The organism is Micromonospora sp. AP08 (assembly GCF_008085935.1).
Taxonomy (GTDB): domain Bacteria; phylum Actinomycetota; class Actinomycetes; order Mycobacteriales; family Micromonosporaceae; genus Micromonospora; species Micromonospora chersina.
Window position 1 is genome coordinate 397003 of the sequence record NZ_VSEZ01000002.1, and the last position, 18513, is coordinate 415515.

The window sequence follows — 18513 nt, forward strand, 5'->3', positions numbered from 1 at the left end:
GAGAGAACGGAACACACTGTGCCCCCACGCAAACGTGCCAACGGACAGGGCGAGCTGCCCGGGATGTCCAGCACCAAGCAGATCCAGGACATCCTGTGGAAGGCCGCCGACAAGCTGCGCGGCTCCATGGACGCCGCGCAGTACAAGGAGTTCGTCCTCGGCCTGGTCTTCCTCAAGTACGTCTCCGACGCGTTCGCCGAGCGTCGCGACCAGATCGCCGACAGCCTCTCCGACATCCCGGAGAACCGCCGCGCCGAGTTCCTCGACGAGCGCGACGAGTACACCAGCGCCAACGTCTTCTGGGTTCCGGAGAACGCCCGCTGGGACTACCTGGTGGAGAACGCGCCTAGCGGCGTGGGCGAGCTGCTCGACAATGCCATGGACGCGATCATGCAGGAGAACCGGGCGCTGACCGGTGTCCTCCCGAAGATCTTCAACCGGGACAACGTCGACCAGAAGCGGTTGAAGGAACTCGTCGATCTGATCAGCGACGCCCGCTTCACCGGCCACGGCGACCGTAAGGCACAGGATGTCCTCGGCGAGGTGTACGAGTACTTCCTGGAGCGCTTCGCCCGCGCCGAGGGCAAGCGGGCAGGCGAGTTCTACACCCCGTCCAGCGTGGTGCGGGTTCTGGTCGAGGTACTGGAGCCATACGAGGGCCGGGTCTACGACCCGTGCTGCGGGTCCGGCGGCATGTTCGTGCAGTCCAAGAAGTTCGTCGAGGCCCGCGCCGGCCGTGACCACACGCACGACATCGCCGTCTACGGGCAGGAAGCCAACGAGCGCACCTGGCGGCTGGCGAAGATGAACCTTGCCATCCACGGCATGGACCCGGTCGGCATCGGCGACCGCTGGGCCGACACGTTCGCCGACGACAAGCACCCGGACCGGCGGGCCGACTTCATCATGGCGAACCCGCCGTTCAACATGAGCGACTGGGCCCGCCGCGAGGGCGATCCGCGCTGGCGCTACGGTGTGCCGCCGCAGAGCAACGCCAACTACGCCTGGCTCCAGCACATCCTCTACAAGCTAGGCGACCGCGGCAGTGCGGGCGTCGTCCTCGCCAATGGCTCGATGTCCTCCAAGCAGTCCGGCGAAGGCGACATCCGCCGTTCGATGGTTGAGGCGGACCTGGTGGCCTGCATGGTCGCTCTCCCGCCGAACCTGTTCCGCACCACCGCGATCCCCGCCTGCCTGTGGTTCCTGACCAAGGACAAGACCCCGCAAGGCGCGAAGGCGCTGACCGACCGGCGCGGCGAGGTCCTCTTCATCGACGCCCGTGCCCTCGGCACCATGGTCGACCGCACTGAGCGCGTCCTCACCGACGACGACATCGCGAAGATCGCCGACACCTACCACGCCTGGCGCGGCACCAAGTCCGCCAAGACCAAGGGCCAGACGTACGAGAATCTGCCCGGCTTCTGCTACTCCGCCAAGCTCGACGAGGTAGCCGCCCACGACCACGTCCTCACCCCTGGCCGATACGTCGGCGCTGCGGAAGCCGAAGAGGACCCGGACGCCGAGCCGCTCGCCGACCGCATCGAGCGCCTCACTAAGGAGCTGTACGCCCACTTTGACGAAGCTGCCCGACTTGACGCCATCGTCCGCGAACAGATCGGGAGAGTCGGTGGCTGACGTAGTGGGCCTAGGTGATGTCGCTGAGATCATCACCGGATTTCCGTTCAAGTCCGCGCTATTCACGGAAAACCTTGACGATATTCGACTCCTCCGAGGCGACAACATCGGGCAAGGTCGTTTACGGTGGGCAGGCGTTAAGCGCTGGCCAAATGGTGACGTGCAAGACTTGGCCGCCTATCGGGTACGGCAGGGCGACGTTGTCCTCGCGATGGACCGGCCCTGGATTGAAGCAGGCTTGAAGTTTGCAGAAGTCCGCCGGGAGGACGTTCCGAGCTTACTGGTCCAACGGGTGGCATTGCTTCGCGCCAAGCAACCCCTAACTCAGCGGTTCCTGGCGTACTTGGTGGGCAGCCCCGCCTTCACCAACCACGTTCTGGCCGTGCAGACCGGGACTGCGGTTCCTCACATCAGTGGACGCCAGATTGCTAGCTTCACCTTCTCTTTACCTTCAACGCGACGGCAAGAGGCAGTTGCCGCTGTGCTGGGGGCTCTGGATGACAAGATTGCGGTCAACGACCGCATCGCTGAGACTGTGCACAAGTTGGCCGCTGCCGAATACGCTCGTGTGGCACAACTAGCCGAACGAGCGTGCACTCTCGGTGACGTGATCGAGTTGACTTATGGGAAGGCCCTCCCAGCGGCGCAACGCCGCTCTGGGCCGGTAGCCGTCTACGGTAGCGGCGGAATCTCGGGTTGGCACGACGAGCCTCTGGTACGGGGCCCAGGCATCATCGTTGGCCGTAAGGGCACTGTCGGCTCGGTCTACTGGTCCCACCGCGACTTCTTCCCGATCGACACCACTTATTACATTAGGGTAACTGACGACCAACTCACGACCGAGTATGTCTACTTCCTGCTGACTCGTCTGGGCTTGAGCGAGATGAACTCCGACTCAGCTGTCCCTGGTTTAAACCGGTCAAGGGCCCTGGCCATCCCAGTGCATCTGCCTAACGGGGAGGTCATCGCTGAGTTCACTGAACGCATTCGACCCCTGTTCGCAATGCGGGAGCAGACGGCCAGGGAGAACCAAACGCTCGCCAAGCTGCGAGACACGCTGCTTCCGGAACTGATGTCGGGGCGGTTGCGGGTCAAGGACGCAGAGAAGGTTGTCGGAGAAGCGGTCTAGGTAAGCAAAGGTTCACGGGGAGGGGTTGTGATGGGTGCGGGCGGGTGGATGAACGAGGCGGACTGGGAGGCGCTCGCGCTGGATGAGCTCGGTGAGCTCGGGTGGGAGCCGGGTGCCGGGAAGGACTTCGCGCCGGGGTCGGGGCAGCGGCAGGCTTGGGCCGACCTGGTGCTCGTCGAGGACCTGCGGGCCGCGATCGAGCGGCACAACCCCGACCTTCCGCCCACGGCGGTCGCCGACGCGGTCCGGGCTGCCACCGACGTGGCCTCCCGGGAGGCGTTCGCTGAGAACCGGGCGGCGCACGAGCGGCTGGTTCACGGAATCCGTTCGATCACGTACACCGACGCATTCGGCGCCGAGCACAACCCCACCGTGCGCCTGGCCGACCTGGACGACCCCGGCCGCAACGTCTACCGGGCGATCAACCAGGTCACGATCGTCGACGGCGACTTCCGGCGCCGGTTCGACATCGTGCTGTACCTCAACGGTCTGCCGGTCGCGATCGTCGAACTGAAGAACGCCGCCGACGAGAACGCCACCCTGACGGGCGCGCACGCCCAACTCCAGGCGTACCTCGCGGAGTTCCCCCTCGCCTTCCGGCACTCCGTCCTGTGTTTGATCTCCGACGGGGTCACCGCGAAGTACGGCACCCCGTTCACCCCCTACGAGCACTTCGCGCCGTGGAACGTCGACGACGAGGGGGAACGCGTCGACACCACCTCGCCGGCCTACGACGGCCCGGAAGCGCTCATCGTCGCCCTCTATGGGCTGTTCAACCAGCGGCGCTTCCTGGAGCTCACCGGCGGCTTCGTCAACTTCACGTCGAAGGCGAAGCGGATCGCGAAAGCGCACCAACACTTCGCGGTCGTCCGGGCCGTCGAGTGCATCGTGCGGGCATCGCAGAGCGACGGGAAGGCGGGCGTCGTCTGGCACACCCAGGGCTCCGGCAAGTCCGAGGAGATGGTGTGCACGGCGGCGTTGACCGCCCGCCACCCTGCCCTGAAGAACCCGACCATCGTGGTGCTCACCGACCGCAACGACCTGGACGACCAACTCTTCGACACGTTCCTCGACAGCCAGACGCTGCTGGGCCAGGAGCCGGAGCAGGCCGACACCCGCGCCGAGCTGCGGGACAAGCTGTCGAACCGGAACGCCGGCGGCATCATCTTCACCACCTTGCAGAAGTTCGGGCGTACGAAGGAGGAGCGCGACGCCGGGAGGCCGCATCCGCTCCTCTCCGACCGGCGCAACATCCTGGTGATCGTCGACGAGGCGCACCGCAGTCACTACGACAGCCTGGACGGCTACGCCCGGCACCTGCGTGACGCTCTGCCGCACGCCACGTTCATCGCCTTCACCGGCACGCCGATCGCCACCGCCGAGGTGAACACCCGCGCCGTCTTCGGCGACTACATCGACGTGTACGACCTCAAGCGTGCCGTTGACGACGAGGCGACCGTGCGGGTCTACCACGAGCCGCGGATCATTCCGGTGTCGCTGCCGCCGGACATCGACCCGGAGAGCATCGACGAGCAGGTGGAGCAGCTCACCGCCAGCCTGGACGACGCGGAGCGGCGTAAGGCCGAGGCGTACGCGGCCACCATGAACACCGTCTACGGCGCCCCCGACCGGGTCGAGACCCTCGCGAAGGACCTCGTCGAGCACTGGGAGAAGCGGCGGGAGCTGATGCGGCCGCAGCTCGGCGGGCCGGGCAAGGCGATGCTGGTCTGCGCGACCCGGGAGATCTGCGTCCGCGTCTTCGACGCTCTCAAGGAGCTACGGCCCGACTGGGCGGACCCCGCCGTCGACAAGGGCAAGATGAAGATCGTCTTCCATGGGGTGCCCAGCGACAAGGAGGTGCTGCGCCCGCACCACCTGCGCCCGTCGCAGCAGAAGACCATCCAGGCCCGCGCCAAGGACCCGGACGACGAGCTGGAGCTGCTGATCGTGCACTCGATGCTGCTCACCGGCTACGACGCGCCCCCGATCCACACCATCTACATGGACCGGCCGATGAAGGGCGCCAACCTGATGCAGGCGCTCGCCCGGGTCAACCGCCGGTTCCGGGAGAAGCAGGACGGATTGCTGGTCGGCTACGCCCCGCTGACCGAGAACCTGCGCAAGGCGCTCACCGAGTACACCCCCAGCGACCAGGAGGACCAGACCCTCGGCCGCGAGATCGAGCGGGCGATCAGTGAGGTGCACAACGAGATCTCCGTCCTCGAGGCCATGCTCACCCCGGTCAACTGGCGGGAGATCCTGGACGACGAGAAGGACCCGACCCGCTGGCGCCGGGCGGTCAAGAAGGCCGCCAACTTCCTGCGCGACCCGCGAACCCCCGGCAACGACGTCGAACCCGGCACGAAGCCGCTGCACCGGCGTTTCCGTGACTCGGCGGGCCGGCTGGAACGGTTCTACACCCTCTGCGCGACCAGCCGCGACTTCGCCGAACGCGCCGGCGACATCCAGCGGATGCGCCGCGACATCCACTACTTCCGCGACGTCCGGGTCTGGATCGTCAAGGAGGAGGCCGCCGACCGGGAAGCCAGGGGCCTGCCCAACACGGCCGAGGTGGAACGCTACCTGTCCCAGCTCGCCGCCGAGGTGGTCGACGCCGCCGACATCACCGACATCTACGAGGAGGCGGGCCTCGGCAAGCTCGACATCACCGAACTCAACGGGGTGGCGTTGCAGCGCCTGCAGGACTCGGAGACCCCGCACCTGGCCGCCGCGGCGCTGCGCCGGCTGATCGAGCGAAAGATGCGCGAGGTCACCAAGCACAACGTGGTCCGTCAGGAACGCTTCTCCGCCCAACTCGAAGACCTGATGAACCGCTACATGCGTCAGCAGCTGACCAGCGCGCAGCTGATCGTCGAGCTGGTCGAGCTGGCCAAGCAGGTGTCCGCCGACGCCCGGCGCGGCCAGCAGTTCGACCCTCCGCTCAACCACGCCGAACTGGCCTTCTATGATGCCGTCGCCCAGAACGGGGCGGCTACGGAGCTCATGGGCGTCGGCACTCTCGCAGAGATCGCACGAGAGCTGGTGAAGTCGATCCAGTCGTCGATCACGGTGGACTGGTTTTCTCGCGAGCCGGTACGCGCCAAGCTCCGCAGTCACATCCGCCGGCTGCTGGCCCGCTACGACTACCCGCCGGACCACGAGCGCGCTGCGGTCGACCTGGTCATCCGTCAGATGGAGACCTTCGCCAACGAGTGGTCACCCGGAGCGGCGACGAAGTAGCGACACCGGCTCGGACGTAAGGAGGCTGTGGGCCGGCGGCTGGGAATCCTTTCGCCGACCCATGGCCTCCTGCTTGCGGCAGGTCGGCGCTCTCCCATGCCTTGAACAGCGGAGGACTGCGGTTGACCTGACAGGGCCGTGCGAAGCCGGAGACCGGCGGTAGCACGTGGTTACGAGGGGCCCCTCCACTGCGGGACGACGTGGCGATCTCGGGCGACGTAACGACGCCGGCGCGGGCATCAAGCAGCTCTGCATCTCCCTACCTCGGGATCGCCGCTGTTCGTGCCGACTATGGAACCGCCCAGATGTCGCCGTGCCATCCATTTGTTGGTAACCCGGCTTATCAGCGCTGCAAAGCCTAAGTGCTGGACTCCAGGTAGTGCTCCTGTTGTGATTTATGGGCGTCGACGAAGCACCGATCCGGCAAGTCGACCAGCGATTCCCTTCTTTCACAGGAGCTTCAGCATGCGCAAGATCGCTACCCTCGCCCTGCTCGCCACCGGCCTCATCGCGCTCGGCTGCGGCGCCGGCACCACCGACGACGCCACCAGCAAGGCCGACGCCGGGGGCGCCAAGGGTGACGACAAGCCGAAGACCGCGAAGATCGGCCAGCCGGCCCGGGACGGCAAGTTCGAATTCACGGTCGAGTCGTCCAAGTGCGGCGTCGCCAAGATCGGCACCGACATGCTCGGCGCCAAGGCGCAGGGCCAGTTCTGCCTGGTCACGGTCAACGTCAAGAACATCGGCAAGGAGTCGCAGATGTTCGACGGCAGCAGCCAGAAGGCGTACGCCGCCAACGGCACCGAGTACTCCGCCGACGGCGGGGCCGCCATCTACGCCAACAAGAACGCCGAGACGTTCCTCAACGACGTCAACCCCGGCAACCAGGTCACCGGCGTGGTCGTCTTCGACATCCCCAAGAACGTCAAGCTCGCCAAGCTCGAGCTGCACGACTCGCCGTTCTCCGGCGGCGTGACGGTCTCCCTCGCCTGACTTACGACTCGATCGTGGGCGGGCGCCACCTCCCGCCCACCCTTCCCCCGCCACTGAAGCCGACCTGCAGAGGAAACCGCCATGACGGACCCGACCAGCCCGATGCCGCCTGACCAGTCCACCCAGCCGGCCGGCGTACCGCCGCAGGCGGCCCCGTTCCCGCCCGGCGCCGCCGTGCCCCCGCCTGCTGCCCAGTTCCAGGACGGCACGCTCGCCGGGCCGCCCGTGCCGAGCGCGCCGGGCCGGCGCTCCAACGCTCGCGCCTGGATCGTCGGCGGCATCGCCCTGGTCGTTGTCCTCTGCTGCGGGGGCACGCTGATCGGTGTGTTCAACGGAGCCGACAACCCGGACCCGAAGTCCGCGGCCGCGTCGGCCAGCCCGAGCAGCGCCGCGCCCACCACCGCTGCGCCCACGACGGCCGCCCCGACGACCGCCGCGCCCACCTCGGCCGCTCCTGCCACGACGGAACCGGCACCCACCACCGCGCCGCCCTCGCCGAAGCCGAAGGTGATCAAGGGTCGCGGTGACGACGTGGTGCGGATCCGTGAGCTGTCCGAGCTGTCCGTCGTCAAGTTCACCTGCAAGTGCACCAGCAACACGGTGCTGAAGAGCGACGGAGACGGCCTGCTGGTCAACGAGATCGGCTCGTACAGCGGCAAGCACTGGATCAACCTCGAAGACGACTCGCTCACCACCCAGTTCGAGATCGAGGCGTCCGGGTCCTGGACGCTGACGATCGGCACCGTCGACCAGCTGGCCACCAAGGCGCCGACGGGGAAGGCCGCGGGCAAAGGCGACGACGTGGTGGTGCTCGGCGGCGACGCTGCCGCCGTCAAGATCACCCATCGGCGGGGCGACTCCAACTTCGTCGTCCACGCCTACTCGCTGGAGACCGGCGAAGGCGGCCTGCTGGTGAACGAGATCGGCGCCTACTCCGGTGTCCGCCCGCTGTCGGCGCCCGCGCTCGTCCAGGTCACCGCTGACGGCTACTGGACCATCACGCCCGCCTGATTCGTCTAGGACATCAGCCTCACAGCACCGCCGAGGCTTACCGGCCGCCGCCGGAACACCAGACCCACCCACCCTTCGCCGGCTATAGACGTCAGGAGGCGTCGTGCGTCCCGATGAGTTCCACCGCGCCCTGGACCTACTCCCCGCTCCCCTGCACGACCGCGCCCACGCTCTGCGCACCTACGTCAAGCCGCGGCCCTGCGAAGCCTGCCAGGCCGTCGGCGACGCGGTCCGGCTGGCGCTGACCGCCGCCCACTACGACGAGTTCGGCTCGGCGGTGCAGCTGCTCGACACCGCCGAGCAGCTCGCCGCGCGGCACCAGCTCGCCTGCCGCGCCAACCTGTTCGCCGAGCTGGGGCCCGAGCCGGCCGGCGCCATCGGAGCCGCACATGACCCGAGCCGCGGCCAGGTCCGCCGCTGGGCGGGCACACCCGCGCCGCTCATCGCCGCGACCGACGCCAGCTGGAAGGGCCGCGCCGGCGGCATCGGGTACGTCGTCAGCGACGGCCGCTATGGCCTGCGCAGCCGGCGTCCTGGTCGCGTCGACCCGACCGGCTGCTCGCGGGTGCTGGTCAGCGAACTGCGGGCGGTCGAGTTCCTGCTCACCGCCTACGACACGCCGCCGGCCAGGGTGACGGTGCTCGTGGACAGCCTGCCGGCGCTGAACTACCTGCACCGCTGGCAGGCCGGCGAGTCCGGTGCGATGCCCGCCGGCTACGACCTGCGGCCCCGGCACAACGGGATGAAGCCCACCCTGGTCCGGCTCGCCGACCTGGTCGGCGCTCGCCCGGATCTGACGTTCGCGCACGTCAAGGCACACGCCCACCACGCCCTGAACGAGGCCGCCGACAGTTTGGCGCACATGGCGCGCCGCCGGGTCGACGAGTCGTTCGACGTGCACGCCCGGGCGCACGCCCTGGTTGAGGCGTTTCTGCGCGAATGGCACGTTGCGCTCGCCGCCTGACCAGCGATCCACAAGTAGAGAGTCACCGAGCGTTGCCGTACCGCCACCGGGGTCGAGCCGTTGCCTCGGCGCGGCACGAACTTCCCCACCCGCCTCAGTGGAGGTCGCCTGATGAACCACACGGAACCCCTGGTCGAGCTGATCTTCGACCGGCTCGCCGCCGACCGCGTACCCGATGACACCGCCGAGGTGGTCCTCGCCGCACTGAGCGGCGAGGCCGACCTTGCCGCGGCCCTCGCCGGCACGCCGACCGCGTTGGAGCCGCAGCGCACCGGCATGGACGAGCCGCGTGAGCGGATCTGGCTCTCGTCGGTCACCGTCGCCGGGTTCCGCGGCGTCGGCCCGGAGCGCACCCTCGCCATCGAGCCCGGCCCCGGGCTGACCGTGGTGGTCGGGCGCAACGGCTCCGGCAAGTCCAGCTTCGCCGAGGCGGTGGAACTTGCCCTGACCGGGGACAGCGCGCGCTGGGCGGACCGCAACAGCGTGTGGCGTACCGGGTGGCGCAACCTGCACGCCGGCGACCCGTGCCGGATCGCCGTCGAGCTGCGGGTCGACGGGGTGGCCACGCCCACCCGGGTGGTCCGTTCCTGGCCGTCGGAGGCGGAGCTGGGCGACGCCGAGGTGGCGGTTACCAGCGCACACGGCACGCACCGGGACCTCGCCGAGCTGGGGTTGGCCCGGCCGCTGGAGCTGTACCGGCCGTTCCTCACCGCCGCCGAGCTGGGCCGGCTCACCGCCGGCACACAGAGCCAGCTCTTCGACGCCATCTCCGCGATCCTCGGCCTGGAGGCGATCACCGACGCCGACCGCCGCCTGATGGCCGCCGCACGCCCCGTCGACACCACCATCAGGGAGGTACGCGGACAGCGCGCCACCCTGACCGACACCCTCGCCGGGATCGACGACGACCGGGCCCGGCGGGCCGCCGCGCTGCTGCGCACCCGGGGCCCGGCCGACCTGGCGGCGCTGACCGCGATCCTCGACGAGCCGGACGAGCCGACCGACGACGAGTCGGTGCTGCTCTGCCGGCGGCTGGCGGCGATGCAGCTGCCCGACGCCGACGAGGTGACCCGCCTCGCCGGGCAGCTGCGGGAGGCCGCCGCGCAGGCGCGCCGGCACGACGGCGGCCGGTCGCGGGCGTCGCTGCGCAGCGCCGAGCTGCTCCGGCTGGCCGTCGAGCACCACGACGACCAGGGCGACGGGCGGTGCCCGGTCTGCGCGACGGGCCGCCTCGACGGCGACTGGCGGACCCGGGCCGCGGCGTCCCTGGCGGAGCTGCGCGACCGTACCCTCGCCGCCCAGGCTGCCGCTTCCCGCCTGACCGCGCTGCTGCAGCGTGTGCACTACCTGATCGACGACCTGGACGTGCCCACCGGCGCCGCCGACGGGGTGCCGGTCGGCGACCTGCAGGCTGCGGTGGCGGCGCTGCGGCTGACACCGGGCGGGCCGGAGGAGCTGGCCGACCACCTGACCGCCCGGTACCCGGCGGTCCTCGCGGCGGCGCAGGCCGCGCAGGCGTACGCGAAGAGTCTGCTCCGCCAGCGCGACACCGGCTGGCAGGCGGTGGCCGGCGAGCTGCGGGACTGGATCGCGTCGGCCGAGACTCTGCCGCAGCGGGAACGCGCCCTGGCCCGGGTGAAGGCGGCGCGGGCGTGGCTGAAGGCGACCGGGGCGCAGCTGCGCAACCAGCGGGTGGCGCCGTTCGCCGAGCACTCGCAGCGGATCTGGGCGCAGCTGCGGCAGGAGAGCAACGTCGAGCTGGGCGCGATGACCCTGGCGGGCGTGAACACCCGGCGGCGGGTGGTGATCCCGGTCAGCGTGGACGGCGCCGACAACGGCACCGCGCTCGGGGTGATGAGCCAGGGCGAGATGCACGCCCTCGGGTTGGCGACGTTCCTGCCGCGCGGCTGCGCGCCGGAGAGCCCGTTCCGGTTCATCGTCGTCGACGACCCGGTGCAGAGCATGGACCCGGCCAAGGTGGACGGGCTGGCCCGGGTGCTCGCCGAACTGGCCGAGCAGCGCCAGGTGGTGGTCTTCACCCACGACACCCGGCTGCCCGACGCCCTCGCCCGTCTCGACCTCGGCCGGTCCCGCATCGTCGAGGTGACCCGCGCGGAGCGGTCGGTGGTGACCCTGCGGCCCGGCTCCGACCCGGTGACCCGTTACCTCGACGACGCGTACGCGCTGGCCCGCACCGAGGAGGTCGCCTCCGAGGTGCGCGGGCCGGTGGTGGCGGAGCTGTGCCGCTCGGCGATCGAGGCGGCCTGCCACCGGGTCGTGTGGCGGCGGCGGGTGGCGCGTGGTGTGCCGCACGACGACATCGAGCAGGCCGTCGTGGCCGCGTCCCGGCGGCTCACCAGCATCGTCGCGCTGGCGCTGTTCGACGACGTCAACCGGGGCGGTGACGTGCTCGGGTACCTGAGTCGCCGGTACGGGTCGCGGGCGGTGGGCGCGTACAAGGCGTGCAAGGAGGGCGTGCATGGGGCGTACCTGTTCGACCTGCCCGAACTGGTCTCCGACGTCCGGCACCTGGCGGCGGTGTTGCAACCGCCCCCGGCTGCCGTGCCCGCGCCCCGCGACGGCGCCGAGGTGCGGTCGTGAACGCGCCGACGCCCCGGGCCTGCCTGGCGGCGGCCGACCAGATGCTGCGCGGCGCCGGCCCCCTCGGCACCGCCGCGGTCACCGCCGGGTGGTGGCCGCGCGCGTGCGCCTGCCTGATCCGGCTCGCCCTCGAAGGCGGCATCGACGCCTACTGGCGGCGGACCCGCCCGGTCGTGGCCGCCTGCCGGCAGGGCCGGGCGAAGCAGCTGATGCTGCGCGGCCGGTTCGGGCCCGGCCCCGCCATCGCCCGGCGGGTCGCCTTCACCTGGGCGGCCCTGTCGGCCGCCACCCACCACCACTGCTACGAGCTCGCGCCCACCGCCGCCGAGCTGCGTCGCCTGCACACCGAGGTGAGCGTCCTGCTCACCCACCTCGACGGAAGAACGGAACCGCACCGATGACCTACCCGCAGCCCGGCCTCGACCCCACCCGCCCGCAGCCGCCGCTGCCCGCCGTCCTGGGCCCCTATCCCCCGGTGTCCGCGCCCACCGGCGCGTACGCGCCGGTCCCGGCATTGCCCTACCAGGGCGGCGGCTACCCGACGGGCGGGCAGCGGCTCACGGTCCAGCCCATCCTGACGTCGGGCATGGCGACGGCGTCGCTGGTGCTCGGGATCCTCGGCGTGCTCGGCGGCTGGTGCCTCTTCGGGCTGCCCTGCGTCCTCGCGGTCATCCTCGGCCACCTGGCCCTGCGGGAAACCCGCGACGGCATGCGGTCGGGGCACGGCATGGCGGTCGCCGGCCTCGTCCTGGGCTATGTCTTCGTCGGCCCGATGATCCTCTTCACCGTCATGGTCTTCTTCGGCAGCGTCCTGAGCGCCGCCACCCCGACGCCCTGAACAACAGGTGTGACACGCGGCCACCACCGCGGCCCGGAAACAGGCGCCCACGAGGCCGCCGGAAAGGCAGGAATGCATGTCCCAGAAGAATCCCCTTCGCGCCGTGCCCGACCGGCCCCTCGAACTGTCCCGGCGGGACGACGGCTTCGTCGTCACGGCCCGCTGGCACAGCGACACCGCAACGGACGAAATCAACGGACCGGACGAGGTCGTCATCCGCATCTCCGACGAGGCAGCGCCCGAGGTACGTCAGCACGGCATCACGTCGGCGGTCCTGCATCGTATGGGCCGGCAGGTCGACGACATGGTGGCGGAGTTCCACGACATGCCCAGCGTCGGCGCCTACCAGGTGATGGTGGTCCGCTACATCGAAAGCCGGCTCGCCGAGCTGGCACAGGCCCGCGGTGCGACCGCGGACGGGTTCGAGGCCGACCTGCTCGCGGTCTACGAGGACCTCGCCAGCCGCCGACACGCCGACCCGGTCGGCGCCCTCGCCACCGCAACCGGCCGGACCCGCGCAGTCCTCAGCCGCCTGCTCGACGTCGCTCGTCAGCACAACGACCAGGAGGGACCCTCGCGTGAGCGCCTCGCATAAAACCTCGGTGACACCTTCGAAGCCGGGCCGCGTGTGGTCGGAGGTCTTCCGCCGCAGCCGCATCTCACCCCACGTGTTCGTCGTCGCCGAAGCCGCGGCGGGCCAGGTCGACCAGGTGGTGGCCGGCCTCGGCCTGCCGCGGGCAACCTCGAACAGCCTGTTCGACAACGCCCACTGGGCGACCCCGCTGCTCGACGGCGCCGTGGCGCGGCTGCTCACCTACGGCCTGCCTGCCCTGCCCAGCGGCACCCGGGTGTACGGGCATCGGCCGCTGCGACTGCTCTGTTACCTCATGGACCTCCGGCCACCCGCCCGCGCGCTGACCGGCGAACGGAACGTGCCGGACATCGACCAGTTGCTTGCCGACCTCGACTGGCAGCGGCAGGCCGAACCCCAGGCGCTGCTCGCCCAGGCGCGTACGGCGATGGCCAACGACGCGCAGGAGGTGCTGACGGCGGTCCGGGTCTTCTTCGGAGAAGAAGCGACTGGCGTGACCGCCGTCGAGATGCCGGGATAGCTGCGTGGCCATCCCCGCCATCGGCCGGCAAGAGCGCCGGCGGGAGGGTCGGCCGCCGGCGACTGCTCCTGCCTCAACTCTGCGTGCTACGAGCCGCGGCGCCGCCCGCCACCGGCCCCCACCGGTTCGATCACCTCCGAAAACTCCTCGGGAAGTTGGGCCATGGCGTTCTCGAACTCGTCTCGGGTTACGGCCTCACGCAGGGTGGTGAGCACCGCGCGGACCCCGGCACCTGAGATCGCACGGTCGACCTCCGGGCGATCCCCCACCCGCCGCACAAACTCGTCGAGCCCGTACGAGCTGGCCATCTCCCCTCCGAGCGGTCTGCTCAGGTGTTCGGCAAGTCGATCCGGTAGCTGATAGGCGAGGTCCTCAGCCTGGCCGGCGCTGATCCGGTCCGCCAACGTCTCCAACGTCACGCCGGTCAGTGCCGCCGCCTGATCGGTCGACACCTTAGCCCGCGTGGCCACTGCATTTACGAAATCCTCGTATTCCACCTGATTCCCCTCTCCGGCCAGATCCCCCGCCGCACGACTGGAACGCATCACATCGCTTCGTTGAGCGAACTGGTACCTCGACAGCCTGCTGGGACAGGGGGTGATGCGGCCTCATCCCCATCGGGCGAATCACCGAAGCGCCCAGCGGCGACATCCCCGACATTCCGATGGAACGGGACGAGCAGGCGAGGTGGTGGCGAGGCTGCGCCAGCGCGGCTACGAGGTCATCCGCGGCTGCAGACCGGGCCTGCCGGGAGGGTCCGCGCGAGACCTGCCGGGCGGTGAACGCGAGTAGCAGGACCAGCGTCTGACCGGCGCCGGTCCAGCTCACGTCGCCGGCGAGCGTCTTGACCAGGGAGATCATCGCGAGGACGTACGTCAGGTCGAAGAAGAGCTCCAGGAACGCCGGGCGGCCGGGGTCCCGTGGGTGGGAGCCGCCGTGTTGGCGCCGCCTTCGGTCACCATCGACGTCCCCCGGAACCCCGCACCGTCCTCGCCTCAAGACAGGCTACGGGCACCGGCCAGGCGGCAGCTCGCCATCGGCGTCATGCTCCGCTCGCGGGCGATCTTTCGGTCGTGACGGCCCCGTGAACGATGGCTGCCGCCGTCGGCGCCGCGCGGCGGCCGTCGGGAAGGCCGAAGGCATTTCCGGTTCCCCTGCGTGCGCCATTCCTCACCACGACGCCGAAGTGGAGATGCCGATCCGCTCAGCACCGGCCGCCAGGATGACCGGCGCTGAAGGGGCCGCAATCGGGGCGAGCGTGCGACCCCCTCCGCCTGGTCGGACCGGCAACCAGGTGAACGCGGGTGTGCTGCGGGCGGTCCGGACGATCACCGACATGGCGCAGCTCGAAGCGTGCGGAGTGTGTGTCGCGTCCGTTTCTGGTCGGTGGGCGCCCAAGTCGGATCATGAGGTCGGTGTGCCGCCGTGGTGCTCGATCAACTTTCCGAGCAACGCGACAAGGGTCTGCCGTTGGGTGGCTGACAGCGGGGCGAGCAGTTCGTCCTGCACGGTGTCGAGGACGTGGTCCAACCGTTGGAGCCGCTGCGTGCCCGCCCTGGTGATCGTGACGGTGTTGCGCCGGCGGTCCGCCGGGTCGGCACTGCGCGCGACGAAGCCCTGCCCCTCCAGCTCGGTCACGGCCGCGACGACGTCACTGCGGTCCATGCGGCTGCGCCGCCCCAGCTCGGCCTGGCTCGCGGGACCGAACTCCTCCAGCGCGGCGAGCACGCGGTAGTGGTAGCCCCGCGCGTCGGCGGCGGTGAATCCCTCGGCGACGAACCGCCGGGCGTGCACGGCGGTTTGGGAGATCAACCAGGTCGCCTTTGTCGCGAGCCGGCTCGGTGTCGGTTCCACGGGTGACCATGCTAACAGAACCGTTGGCGTGACCAACGGTTCTGTCATATTGTTGGTCGCGCCAACGAATGGAGATTCGAGATGTCACACATGACCGACCGCATCGAGGTCGCCGAACTGGTCGCCAGGCTCGCGTGGGCGCTGGACGAGCGGCGCTTCGACGACCTGCGGAGCGTCTACGCACCGGACGCCGAAACCCACAGCCCGCGTGGCACCCTGCGCGGTATCGAGGACATCGTCGACGTCGTGCGGCGGACCAGCCCGGAGGAGGTGTTGACCCAGCACTTCAACACCGACGTCGTGGTCGATCTCGACGGCGACCGCGCCGAGGTCGGGGCTCATCAGCTCGTGTACTTCTTCCACGAGGGCGAGGTGCCGCACCGGATGGCCGGCCTCCGGACCCGGTACACCGCCGTACGCACGCCGACCGGCTGGCGCCTCGCGCAGGCGCAGATCTCCCCGCTCTGGCAGCGCGCCTCGTAATCGCTGCGAACTCAGCGCCGGCCGCCGGCAGCGGCGACGTGAACTGTGGCCGAGTAACGCCGGCCGAGGCCGTCGAAAGTTTCACCTTGTCGCCCAGGACCCGGTCCGGGCTCGTCCATCGCAGAAGCGGTGCACCCCGGGCCGGCCCGGACCGGGATGACCAGCGGACATTCGACAACGACTGCAGCCCGATGCAGCTTCGCGGTCAACCCACCCGGGCGGCGACCACCCGGTAGGTCCCGGCCGCCAGCCGCCAGCGCAACGGCGACCAGGGCGATCCCTTCCTCTTTCACGGGGAGGGGGTGGCGGGTCGGTAAGTGATCCACGCTGCCGACCGCCCACGCTTCCCTGCCGGTCAGCACTGCCCAGACTCGGCGAGCCGCAGCAGCGCGATGGCCTTCGTCGCGGCGGTGCACGCGTCCGACATGTCGGTCTGATGGCTGCTTCGGCCGCCGCCTGCCTGCCTGGTGGTGATCCCGGTCACCTCCGCCATGTGGCCATTGGCAGTCGCGCAGGGCGGGCGGCAGGGTCATGGGTCGGCGTCGTCGCGCCAGCCACATCCCAGCAGGTCAGGAGCGTTCGTTGCCCGCCCACCGGCGTCCTCGCCCACCCCGTTCGGCCGCGCTGCCCGTCGCGACCGGAGCCCTCGCCGCCCTGCTGGTCGGCGGAGCGGGTCTCGGCTTCGCGCTGATCGGAGACGCCGAGGCTGACCCCGGCAGCACAGCGCCGGCGCCGGCCGCCGGCGCGCCGGACCTCCGGCCGGCACCGGCCACCCCCACGCCGGATCCCCCGGCGACGCCCAGTGCCGCCGCCGTCTCCGGTCCGTCTCCCACCGGCATTCCACCGACTGATCAGGTGGCCCGGACCGAGTCGGTGCGGCAGCCGACCGCCGCCCCGGCGACTCCAGGCCCGGCGACCGGCGCACCGAGGCCGACGGCCACGAGCCCCGCCACCAGGCCACCGACCACGAAGCCGACGGTGCCGACGACGCCCGGATCGACCCCCTCGTTGCCCCCGACCGCCGCCCCGCCCAGCCCGTCCGGCACCCCAAGCCCGTCCGGTACCCCGAGCCCGTCCGGCACTCCCACCCCGTCCCCGTCCACACCTGGTCCGACCCCGTCGAGCGGCACGCCGGGGCCGAGCAGCCCGGCGCCCAGCGGCTCCGCGTCCACCGATCCGGCGTCGCCGCCGGCAAGCCCCACAGGTACGACGACGCCGGTCACCTCCTGACGGTCGCCGCCGTTGACCGAGGCGGTCCGGCCCTGCATTCACGGCGTCCGGCGGGCATCAGGCGCCGAACCCCACGGGGCGGTCGGGGGCGAGAGGCCACTCGGCCCCACGACGGAGGCGCCAGACATGGCGGGCTGCGTTGCCGCGCCCGGGGTCAGGATCGGCAGGGGAAGCAGCTCTTCGCGCAGGTCACTCCGGTGCTGTACGCGTCGTTGAGGTGGGTGTAGCAGGCGGCGTAGAGAGAGTGCGTCCGGTCGGGGCGAAGGTGACCGGCTACGCCACCATGGCCGAGCGCTGGCGGGCGGTGCTCACGACGCCACTGGTCGCCGGCGCGGTGCCGGGGAGGACGTTCCGCTACTCCAGCGTGGGGCTGATGATCGTCGGCATGCTCGTCGAGAAGCTGACCGGGCAGCCCCTCGACGGGGCCCTACGATCTGGCCTGACCCTTCCATTGGGGCTGCGGCACACCGGGTTCAACCCGACCACCTGGCTCGGCGCCGCGGACCGGGCCAAGCTTCTGGTCGCCACCGACGCCCGGTCCTCCCGTGGACTGCTGCGGGGCGTCGTGCACGACGACGTCGCCAACCGCCTGGGCGGTGTCGCGGGGCACGCCGGGATCTTCAGCACCGCCGAGGAGGTCGCAGTCATCGGGCAGATGCTGCTCGACGGCGGGACGTACCGCGGACGGCGGATCCTCGCCCCGAGCACCGTCGACCGCAGGCTGCGCAACGCCAACGCAGGCCTGCCCGCAGTCGATCCGGAACGCCCTGGGCGCACCTCCGATCACGGCCTAGGGGTGGCGCTGAACCAGCCGTGGTTCATGGGCCGGCTCGCCGCCCCCACCACGTTCGGGCACACGGGATTCACCGGCACCTCGCTGCTGGTCGACGCACGCCGGCGCACAGTCCTGGTGCTGCTCACCAACCGGGCCCACCCGAACTGGAGCTGGGCGAACCCCGATCCGGTCCGCGTCGCCGTGGCAAACACTCTCGCCTGATGCCCGGAAACTGTCACCGCCTCGTCATCACACCCGCGACGCCGTTTCCAAGGCCGTGGATGGCCCGGGTCCCGGGTGGGGAGCGCAGGCGGCGACGCGTTGCTGCGTGGCGCGGACGTACGAGGGGTTCACGGCGTACCGCATCTCCACGTCGTGGTCGGACGCCGCACTTGTGCGGCGATGGACCGGCGCACGCCGACTTCCGGTGGCATGACAGGCAGACGATCCACGAGCCGCTCGGTGCCTTCCGCGACGGCGCGGACGGTGACGATGCCGCTCGGGCGCTGTGGGCGCCGTTCGCGCTGCTGTACCTGCGGTGGGAGGCGGAATATCCCGACGAGTGGGGCGCGCCGGAGTCGTGGACATGGTCCTGCTGGGGAGCCAAGGAGGATGTTCTTCGCCGGCTCGATCGAGGCCGTCTGCCGG

At 70.4% G+C, this 18513-nt stretch carries 17 protein-coding genes; 13 read left to right on the forward strand and 4 right to left on the reverse strand.

Features of this window, described 5'->3' with window-relative positions; all coding sequences use genetic code 11:
* The first annotated feature begins 18 nt into the window (after window positions 1-18).
* The 11 genes from FXF50_RS04970 to FXF50_RS05020 all read left to right on the forward strand — a co-directional run bounded on the left by FXF50_RS04970 (window position 19) and on the right by FXF50_RS05020 (window position 13523).
* Window positions 19-1635: a class I SAM-dependent DNA methyltransferase gene (locus FXF50_RS04970; RefSeq protein ID WP_148426018.1), complete on the forward strand. Its 1617-nt coding sequence runs from the start codon at window positions 19-21 to the stop codon at window positions 1633-1635.
* The gene (locus FXF50_RS04975) at window positions 1628-2764 is read left to right on the forward strand and encodes a restriction endonuclease subunit S (RefSeq protein WP_187399529.1); all 1137 of its coding nucleotides are present in this window, start codon (window positions 1628-1630) and stop codon (window positions 2762-2764) included. Before FXF50_RS04970 ends, FXF50_RS04975 begins: the two co-directional genes overlap by 8 nt.
* 30 nt (window positions 2765-2794) lie before the next feature.
* The gene (locus tag FXF50_RS04980) at window positions 2795-6004 is read left to right on the forward strand and encodes a type I restriction endonuclease subunit R (protein WP_148426020.1); all 3210 of its coding nucleotides are present in this window, start codon (window positions 2795-2797) and stop codon (window positions 6002-6004) included.
* A 465-nt stretch (window positions 6005-6469) separates the two neighbouring features.
* Window positions 6470-6997 (forward strand): DUF4352 domain-containing protein, encoded by a 528-nt coding sequence (locus FXF50_RS04985; protein WP_148426021.1) that lies wholly within the window; start codon window positions 6470-6472, stop codon window positions 6995-6997.
* Between the two features lie 81 nt (window positions 6998-7078).
* The gene (locus FXF50_RS04990; RefSeq protein WP_148426022.1) at window positions 7079-8008 is read left to right on the forward strand and encodes a hypothetical protein; all 930 of its coding nucleotides are present in this window, start codon (window positions 7079-7081) and stop codon (window positions 8006-8008) included.
* 103 nt (window positions 8009-8111) lie between these two features.
* Window positions 8112-8972, forward strand: a complete 861-nt coding sequence (locus FXF50_RS04995) for an RNase H family protein (RefSeq protein ID WP_148426023.1) — start codon at window positions 8112-8114, stop codon at window positions 8970-8972.
* A gap of 111 nt (window positions 8973-9083) precedes the next feature.
* Window positions 9084-11573 carry an AAA family ATPase gene (locus tag FXF50_RS05000; protein WP_148426024.1) on the forward strand — a complete coding sequence of 830 codons (2490 nt, stop codon included), beginning with the start codon at window positions 9084-9086 and terminating at the stop codon, window positions 11571-11573.
* Window positions 11570-11974: a hypothetical protein gene (locus FXF50_RS05005; RefSeq protein WP_148426025.1), complete on the forward strand. Its 405-nt coding sequence runs from the start codon at window positions 11570-11572 to the stop codon at window positions 11972-11974. The genes FXF50_RS05000 and FXF50_RS05005 overlap by 4 nt, the downstream gene beginning before the upstream one ends.
* A complete protein-coding gene (locus FXF50_RS05010) occupies window positions 11971-12411 on the forward strand; it encodes a DUF4190 domain-containing protein (RefSeq protein ID WP_148426026.1) in 441 nt (146 codons plus the stop codon). Before FXF50_RS05005 ends, FXF50_RS05010 begins: the two co-directional genes overlap by 4 nt.
* Window positions 12412-12487: 76 nt before the next feature.
* Window positions 12488-13006, forward strand: a complete 519-nt coding sequence (locus tag FXF50_RS05015; RefSeq protein WP_148426027.1) for a hypothetical protein — start codon at window positions 12488-12490, stop codon at window positions 13004-13006.
* Window positions 13007-13013: 7 nt separating this feature from the next.
* On the forward strand, window positions 13014-13523 hold the full coding sequence (locus FXF50_RS05020) for a hypothetical protein (protein ID WP_148426028.1): 510 nt from the start codon (window positions 13014-13016) through the stop codon (window positions 13521-13523).
* 86 nt (window positions 13524-13609) lie between these two features.
* Here the strand turns inward: FXF50_RS05020 and FXF50_RS05025 are convergent, their stop codons facing one another.
* Together FXF50_RS05025 and FXF50_RS05035 are read right to left on the reverse strand one after the other, a co-directional pair.
* Window positions 13610-14020: a DUF2267 domain-containing protein gene (locus tag FXF50_RS05025; protein WP_187399530.1), complete on the reverse strand. Its 411-nt coding sequence runs from the start codon at window positions 14018-14020 to the stop codon at window positions 13610-13612.
* Between the two features lie 907 nt (window positions 14021-14927).
* A complete protein-coding gene (locus tag FXF50_RS05035) occupies window positions 14928-15377 on the reverse strand; it encodes a MarR family winged helix-turn-helix transcriptional regulator (RefSeq protein WP_148426031.1) in 450 nt (149 codons plus the stop codon).
* A gap of 90 nt (window positions 15378-15467) precedes the next feature.
* Between FXF50_RS05035 and FXF50_RS05040 the strand changes: the two genes are divergently transcribed.
* A complete protein-coding gene (locus FXF50_RS05040) occupies window positions 15468-15860 on the forward strand; it encodes a nuclear transport factor 2 family protein (RefSeq protein ID WP_187399531.1) in 393 nt (130 codons plus the stop codon).
* Window positions 15861-16215: 355 nt separating this feature from the next.
* Here FXF50_RS05040 and FXF50_RS29185 read toward each other — a convergent pair whose 3' ends face one another.
* Together FXF50_RS29185 and FXF50_RS05045 are read right to left on the reverse strand one after the other, a co-directional pair.
* Window positions 16216-16353 carry a hypothetical protein gene (locus FXF50_RS29185; protein WP_187399532.1) on the reverse strand — a complete coding sequence of 46 codons (138 nt, stop codon included), beginning with the start codon at window positions 16351-16353 and terminating at the stop codon, window positions 16216-16218.
* Between the two features lie 358 nt (window positions 16354-16711).
* A complete protein-coding gene (locus FXF50_RS05045) occupies window positions 16712-17128 on the reverse strand; it encodes a hypothetical protein (RefSeq protein ID WP_148426033.1) in 417 nt (138 codons plus the stop codon).
* Between the two features lie 206 nt (window positions 17129-17334).
* Here FXF50_RS05045 and FXF50_RS05050 point away from each other — a divergent pair, with 206 nt between their 5' ends.
* Complete coding sequence (locus FXF50_RS05050) at window positions 17335-18087, forward strand: serine hydrolase (protein ID WP_255509895.1); 753 nt, start codon at window positions 17335-17337, stop codon at window positions 18085-18087.
* The last annotated feature ends 426 nt before the right edge of the window (window positions 18088-18513 follow it).

Coding starts and splice junctions, on each gene's coding strand:
- FXF50_RS04980 (WP_148426020.1), top strand. CDS start 2,795: ATGGGTGCGGGCGGGTGGATGAACGAGGCGGACTGGGAGGCGCTCGCG.
- FXF50_RS04985 (WP_148426021.1), top strand. CDS start 6,470: ATGCGCAAGATCGCTACCCTCGCCCTGCTCGCCACCGGCCTCATCGCG.
- FXF50_RS04990 (WP_148426022.1), top strand. CDS start 7,079: ATGACGGACCCGACCAGCCCGATGCCGCCTGACCAGTCCACCCAGCCG.
- FXF50_RS05000 (WP_148426024.1), top strand. CDS start 9,084: ATGAACCACACGGAACCCCTGGTCGAGCTGATCTTCGACCGGCTCGCC.
- FXF50_RS05010 (WP_148426026.1), top strand. CDS start 11,971: ATGACCTACCCGCAGCCCGGCCTCGACCCCACCCGCCCGCAGCCGCCG.
- FXF50_RS05015 (WP_148426027.1), top strand. CDS start 12,488: ATGTCCCAGAAGAATCCCCTTCGCGCCGTGCCCGACCGGCCCCTCGAA.
- FXF50_RS05040 (WP_187399531.1), top strand. CDS start 15,468: ATGACCGACCGCATCGAGGTCGCCGAACTGGTCGCCAGGCTCGCGTGG.
- FXF50_RS29185 (WP_187399532.1), bottom strand. CDS start 16,353: ATGGCGGAGGTGACCGGGATCACCACCAGGCAGGCAGGCGGCGGCCGA.
- FXF50_RS05045 (WP_148426033.1), bottom strand. CDS start 17,128: ATGCAGGGCCGGACCGCCTCGGTCAACGGCGGCGACCGTCAGGAGGTG.